This is a genomic window from Psychrobacter pasteurii, assembly GCF_900162815.1.
Taxonomy (GTDB): Bacteria; Pseudomonadota; Gammaproteobacteria; order Pseudomonadales; family Moraxellaceae; genus Psychrobacter; species Psychrobacter pasteurii.
In genome coordinates this window covers 1-6,113 of sequence record NZ_FUGD01000093.1, presented here as the reverse complement: position 1 = coordinate 6,113, position 6,113 = coordinate 1, and the positions used below count along the sequence as shown (strand labels likewise).

Here is a 6,113-nt window from a genome sequence, read left to right as displayed (position 1 = left end):
TAACTGATTAGCTGCTTGTTTTATACTTAATAATTTACTCATAGTAAGTAATTATAGATAGTTTTAGGTATCTTTGTGGTTACTGTTTGTAACCCTTATTTTTACCATGAATTAGCTTCTATAATCAAAGCATTGTTGCGCCTTATCAACTCTTACTTCATTGGCTTACATTTACTGACTCATAAGACTTAAGCTCAAGCCTTTATTTTGTCAAAAAATTATCGACAAGCCAGCGTAGAATCTCTATTAATATCAAGTACCACAGCGGCTCATCACTCGGCTCTTGGGTTTGCTTGTCTCTATCGGCAATATCGCCAACCTTAACCGGTAACGGCATCGCTGTCGACTTTGCTGAAGCAGGAATACTAGGGAAAACATCAATATTAGACCGTAGAGCTAAATCATCCACGCTAATGATCTCAACCCGCTGGCTATCATCGTTTGGTGCATAGTACACCCCAGCTTCTCCTGTGGCAGGAATATATACAGCTTTAAACACGTGAGTCGGTATTAATACTCGGTTATTTAATTGAGTTAATCTTTTACCTTTAAACACCACACCGGTGATGACATAAGTTTCACCATGCTTTTTGGTTAAATAGCGGGTAACTGATTCAATATTTCGCCAAAGATAGCGGTTATTCTCTGGGGTCTGCGGAATAATATTCGCTAAACTAAAGCTGTCATATTGCTGGTTAACATTGGCCATGTCTCCATTGGGAGCTAAGTGGCCTCGGTCATAGCCTGAACCTTTATAGTCAGAAAGATGAGCTCGCATGGCACTTGGCAGTCGACTTTCACTATGGAAGCTGTCTTCACGGGGCAAGTTTTCAGCTTGATACAGACGCTCACGGGTTAAGTGCTCAGCTGACCATAAGGGGGTTCTGGATAGACCAGAATATAAGGTAGCAAATCCATTAAAGCATAAAGACACACTGTCATTAAGCATCTTTTGTTCTAAATAGTCGGGAGCCTTGGCCTGATAAAAATTTTGCCCACATTGTTCAAACTCTGTTGCCCAAGCCGATATTGAGAACAGCAAACTTAAGCTGACTAATAGCTTGATGACTATTTGTAGTAACAATTTATGTAGCGGTAATTTATAGGACCCTACCTCACTTAGCTGAGGCTTTAGAGCCTCTTTGTCAAAAACTACCCTACCTGGCCACTGCTTCATTTTTTTTTGGCCTGTGTTATTTACCACTTTTATCGCCTCTATTTAATCCAACTAAATCTTACTGTTTTATGGTGACAACTACCCAGCGGTCACAGCACGCTCAAAGGTAGGCTATGCTAACAACCGATATAGGTACTGTAAAGTTTTTCACAACATTAAGCGTCAATAAATGACGTCAACAAAGGGTATGAGTCCTGCGTTTTGAATTAACGCCATCAAAGATGACAATTGTATTGGGTTTAGGTATACTATGGACCTTCAAAACGGTGAAGTGGCTGAGTGGTCGAAAGCGCACGCCTGGAAAGTGTGTATACGTTAATAGCGTATCGAGGGTTCGAATCCCTCCTTCACCGCCAATCTTATTTATTTTGTCCTCACCAGTTTCCTGTATTTCTCTCCTTATCAGTTTTTCCCCTTCCTATCTTTTTTTTATAGTGGCACAATGTGACGCAGTAGTGTTAACTTCTTGATTTGCTAAGAAGTTGATTAAGTTTTACTACGCCTTACAATAATAACCAACAGCCATTACTAATGTGGTTTTTCTGTCTGACGCTCGGCTTTGTTATAGCCGTCAGCTTAAAGGACACTTAATCCCTCATTCTAATAGTCTGCTTATATGGTTTGACCCCTATCTAAACTAGGACCACTGAAAAGGACTTTTCTATGCCTGCGAACACAGTAATCAATACCTTAAAATCAATCTCTCCCAATAGCTTACACCATGCCGGCTATCTAGCCGTTGCCAAAACTCGTGCCAAAGCTTTGCATGCCTTCGCCTTAGTTGTGCCTATCCCAAGACCACAACTATTTATCGGCGAACAGTCTTGTTATGAGCTGTGCGATATGATGATTAATGAGGGCGCAACCAACATTTTAATCGTTACCGATGCGGTGTTAAACCAGCTAGGTATTCCTGAGAAAGTGACTGCTTATCTTGAAGAAAAAAACATCCGTTATCATTTATTTGATGGTATCACCCCAGACCCAACTTTTAGTGTGGTAGAAGAAGGTTTGCGCCACTCAGTTGACAATAACTGCGACGCTATCCTAGCTTTAGGTGGCGGTTCAGTTATCGATGCCTCAAAGATTATCGCCATTAGCCAGGCCACTAAGCGTAAGCCTCAGAAGCTTATGGGCTTATTAAAAGCTTCTAAGTGCATGCCCCTTTATTGTATCCCTACTACAGCAGGTACTGGCTCAGAAGCAACCTTAGGTGCGGTAATCTCAGATGACGCCACTCATCAGAAGTCTTTGTCTATCGATCCTCGTATGGTGCCATTAGCTTCAGCAGTTGACCCTGCTATTATGAAAGGTATGCCACCGCACATTACCGCGGACACGGGCGTCGATGTATTAACCCACGCACTAGAAGCCTGGATGAGCGCCAACGCCAGCAGCGAAACCGATTACTATGCCGCTTCAGCGACCAGAACCGTCATGCAGTATCTACCGCTGGCGTATAAAGATGGCTCAGACTTAAAAGCCCGTGAAGAGATGGGTGTTGCCGCACATTACGGCGGGATTGCCTTTAACAAAGCCGGTCTAGGCTACGTTCACGCCATTGCTCACCAACTAGGCGCTATCTATGGCATCCCTCATGGTCGTGCCAATGCTATCGTGTTACCTCATATCTTAGATGTGAACTGTGATGTCTCAAAACACAGACTGGCAACTTTGGCCAAAAAAGCAGGTATTGTTGATGCAGCACATGCCAATGCGGAAGACGGTAAACTTGCGGATCATTTGGTTGCTGAAGTTAGAGCTTTAATTAAGTCGCTTAACATTGATGTGACGGTTAAAGGCATTAACCCTGCTGACTTCAAAAAGATTGCCAAAGGCGCTGCTAAAGAAGTGAGTGACACTTACGCTGTTCCTAGATATCTAACGCAAGCACAAATCGTTGACGTACTAAACAAAATTAAAGCCGATAGCGATGCCGTTGCTAAATAAGCGTCGTTCTTAAATAAATAATACAGGCTCTATTCATTAAGAAGCAGTCTCTAGCCTAGGTTAGAGACTGCTTTTTTATACTTTTTAGCTTTTTATACTTTTTAGCTCTTTATACCTTTTAATAGGTTATAGGTTAAAGCCCCATTGTCTTTAACTGTCTGGCCTAACCAACTCCATATTGTCCCAATAAGGTTTATCGCCCAGCTGTTCAATAATGAAGTCGATGAAAAAGCGACAACGCTGCGACAGATAGCGATTTTTAGGATAAACCGCATACGCATTTAACACGGGCAGCTCATAGTCTGTCATTAAAGGCACCAATGCGCCTGAGGCTATGGTCTTGTAGGTAATAAAGGTAGGCAAAAAAGCAATACCATGCACTTTACACGCCATTTTTACCAAAAAATCACCATTATTGGCCTTAATCTTCGATGTAATATCAATTTGATGCTTCTCACCTTGCTGGTCTGTCAACACTAAGCTGCTTTGCTTGCCCAGACCATATTGCAAAAACTCGTGCTGCTGTAACTCATCAAGTGTGGTCGGCAACCCTCTTTGTTTAATATAGTCAGGACTGGCACACAATACATAGCGAATCTCAGTCAACCGTCGCGCTTGATAGCTAGAGTTCTTTAACTCACCGATACGAATGGCCAGCTCATAACCCTCCTCTATCAAGTCTACATGCCTGTCTGAGAAATCCAGCTCAAAATCTAAATTAGGATGCTGATTGGCATAGCTGTCAATAATATCGCTTAAATGCATCAGGCCAAAAGATAAAGGCGCTGTTACTTTTAGGGTGCCTTCAATGTGTGCCTTAACCCCACTAATCTCTTCATTAAGAATTTCCACATCGCCCAAGATATTACGCGCTTGATCATAATACTGGCGCCCATGATCAGTAAGTGTGGAATTTCGGGTGGTGCGGCTAATTAGCTGAGTATTTAACCGAGTTTCTAGCTCTTTTAAGCGGCGACTCACCGCTGATTTGGCAATATCTAGTTGCTCTGAAGCCTTGGTAATACTACCTGCTTCTACAATGCGCACAAACAGTGCCATATCTTCTAACTGCCCCATACCTACTCCAAACTCATGTCAAAACATTATACTCAATTGTATTGTTCTCGAAACAAGAACTATAATTTACAATTATTAGGGTTTACATAACTTTAGTCAACAATTAAAGTATCGCCATTACTTAGTACCATTACACAAAACTTTCTATCTTTAAGGATTTACTTATGAACCAGTTATAGAATATCAGTGCTCCTATCGGACGCTTCTTATTAGTTGCCATCTTTATCTACTCAGGTATCGGTAAAATTGGCGGTTACGCAGCCACACAAGGCTACATGGAAGCCATGGGTGTTCCAGGCTTTATGCTACCTTTAGTAATTATTTTAGAAGTATTGGGCGGTATCGCTATTTTAGTTGGCTTCAAAGCCCGTTGGGTTGCTCTATTAATGGCCGGCTTTAGCATCGTATCTGCACTAATCTTCCACCCATTTAACGATCCTGAACAGCAAAACAACTTCTTGAAAAACTTTGCAATGGCCGGTGGCTTCTTAATGATTTTCGCTCATGGTGCTGGTGCGTTCTCATTTGATGAAGGTATGGACGGTACTCGTATTGAGAATCGTAGAGTTTAATAGCCAAAAAGCTATAGCTTTTAAGGCTTGTAATATTGGACTCTAGCTGTGTATAAGTATAGTTAAACCCTACGGTTGAAGATTTCCTTATATTGTTAAAAGTTCTATGCTTTAAGCCAATAAGAAAACCTTCAACCACTTCGCAGACTATTAAGCACGCCCTACCTATTAAGACTGTTATAAGCGTCTAAATAAACCTGCTACATGTAGGATTGGCATTTCATGTATTGCGGTACAGAACTCCAGTCTCAAGATGTATCAGGTTTATTTTTATTTTAGGACTCTGAAAACAGCTTAAACGGTAGAGCAACCTATAACTGGTGCGGGTCTTCGTGGTGGTGAAACTACTTTTGGTTTTAATCGCATACTTTGAACACTTTAGGAGTCCTTATGTCACAAACTATTAATCTTGCTCTTATTATCGGAAGCCTACGCAAAGCCTCTATTAACCGAGTGTTTGCGGAGTACATCACCTCTCAGCTACCTGAGCATGTCAAGATAGAAGAGGTCGCCATTGCTGATTTGCCTTTGTATAACCAAGACTACGATAACCAGACCATTGAAAGCTATGATCAGGTTCGTAAGCAAATTAAACAGGCGGATGCGGTATTAATCGTAACGCCAGAGCATAACCGCACCCTACCTGCCGCCCTAAAAAACGTTATTGATATCGCCTCACGTCCGCATGGTGAAAGTGCTTGGGCGAACAAAAAGGTGGCTTTAGTGACCGCCTCTCCAGGCAGTTATGGCGCTCGAGACAGTGGGCTTGATGTACGTAAAGTTATGCAATCTCTAGCTTCCCAAGTAATGATTGCGCCTGAAATCTATTTAAGTCGTGCTACTGAAAGCTTAGACGACGGGCAAGTTAGTAGTGAGAGAACCCAAAAGTATTTAAATAAATTTGCTAATGAGCTAGTCGACTTTATAGGGGAGTAGTATGAGCAATCCAAGTATTAATGATAATAATAAGGCTGGAACGCCCCAGCCAGTAGGGGGCGGCTTCTGGAAACGCTTTGAAGCTGCAATCTTATTAACCTCTGTCGGGGGTGCCATTGATACCATCGGTTTTATCGCCCTACTTGGCTTCTTTACCAACCATGTCACGGGAAACTTGGTGATGGCCGGTGCAGGACTGGTCAAAGGAGGCGATGGTCTGTGGATTAAACTGGGTGCTTTACCAGTATTCATTATCACCGTGATATTTACCAAGCACTTTATTGCTAAAAGCGACCCTAAATCCTAATGCCAGTCAGTTAAGGCAAAAACTCAATAAAAGTAATAAAATAGCCCATCTAATAAGTAGATGGGCTATTTTACTATGAGACTACAAGACGCTA

At 41.9% G+C, this 6,113-nt stretch carries 5 protein-coding genes, 1 tRNA gene and 1 pseudogene; 5 read left to right on the top strand and 2 right to left on the bottom strand.

The window, feature by feature from the left end:
• Nucleotides 1-202: 202 nt before the first annotated feature.
• Nucleotides 203-1,204, bottom strand: a complete 1,002-nt coding sequence (locus tag A1232T_RS08625) for a DNA/RNA non-specific endonuclease (RefSeq protein WP_244152431.1) — start codon at nt 1,202-1,204, stop codon at nt 203-205.
• Nucleotides 1,205-1,442: 238 nt separating this feature from the next.
• Here A1232T_RS08625 and A1232T_RS08620 point away from each other — a divergent pair.
• A tRNA-Ser gene (locus A1232T_RS08620) sits at nt 1,443-1,533 on the top strand.
• 307 nt (nt 1,534-1,840) lie between these two features.
• Nucleotides 1,841-3,127: an iron-containing alcohol dehydrogenase gene (locus tag A1232T_RS08615; RefSeq protein ID WP_077449040.1), complete on the top strand. Its 1,287-nt coding sequence runs from the start codon at nt 1,841-1,843 to the stop codon at nt 3,125-3,127.
• A 150-nt stretch (nt 3,128-3,277) separates the two neighbouring features.
• Here A1232T_RS08615 and A1232T_RS08610 read toward each other — a convergent pair whose 3' ends face one another.
• Nucleotides 3,278-4,204: a LysR family transcriptional regulator gene (locus tag A1232T_RS08610; RefSeq protein ID WP_077449039.1), complete on the bottom strand. Its 927-nt coding sequence runs from the start codon at nt 4,202-4,204 to the stop codon at nt 3,278-3,280.
• Nucleotides 4,205-4,386: 182 nt separating this feature from the next.
• Between A1232T_RS08610 and A1232T_RS08605 the strand changes: the two genes are divergently transcribed.
• The 3 genes and pseudogenes from A1232T_RS08605 to A1232T_RS08595 all read left to right on the top strand — a co-directional run.
• Nucleotides 4,387-4,776 carry a DoxX family protein gene (locus A1232T_RS08605; RefSeq protein ID WP_244152432.1) on the top strand — a complete coding sequence of 130 codons (390 nt, stop codon included), beginning with the start codon at nt 4,387-4,389 and terminating at the stop codon, nt 4,774-4,776.
• 390 nt (nt 4,777-5,166) lie between these two features.
• Nucleotides 5,167-5,712 carry an NADPH-dependent FMN reductase gene (locus tag A1232T_RS08600; RefSeq protein ID WP_077449038.1) on the top strand — a complete coding sequence of 182 codons (546 nt, stop codon included), beginning with the start codon at nt 5,167-5,169 and terminating at the stop codon, nt 5,710-5,712.
• A 1-nt stretch (nt 5,713) separates the two neighbouring features.
• Nucleotides 5,714-6,013: pseudogene (locus tag A1232T_RS08595) on the top strand (DUF1275 family protein); the annotation flags it as partial.
• Nucleotides 6,014-6,113 lie beyond the last annotated feature (100 nt).

Excerpts from the sequence above, each read along its gene's own strand:
- A1232T_RS08615 (WP_077449040.1), top strand. The coding sequence starts at position 1,841 with ATGCCTGCGAACACAGTAATCAATACCTTAAAATCAATCTCTCCCAAT.
- A1232T_RS08610 (WP_077449039.1), bottom strand. The coding sequence starts at position 4,204 with ATGGGGCAGTTAGAAGATATGGCACTGTTTGTGCGCATTGTAGAAGCA.
- A1232T_RS08600 (WP_077449038.1), top strand. The coding sequence starts at position 5,167 with ATGTCACAAACTATTAATCTTGCTCTTATTATCGGAAGCCTACGCAAA.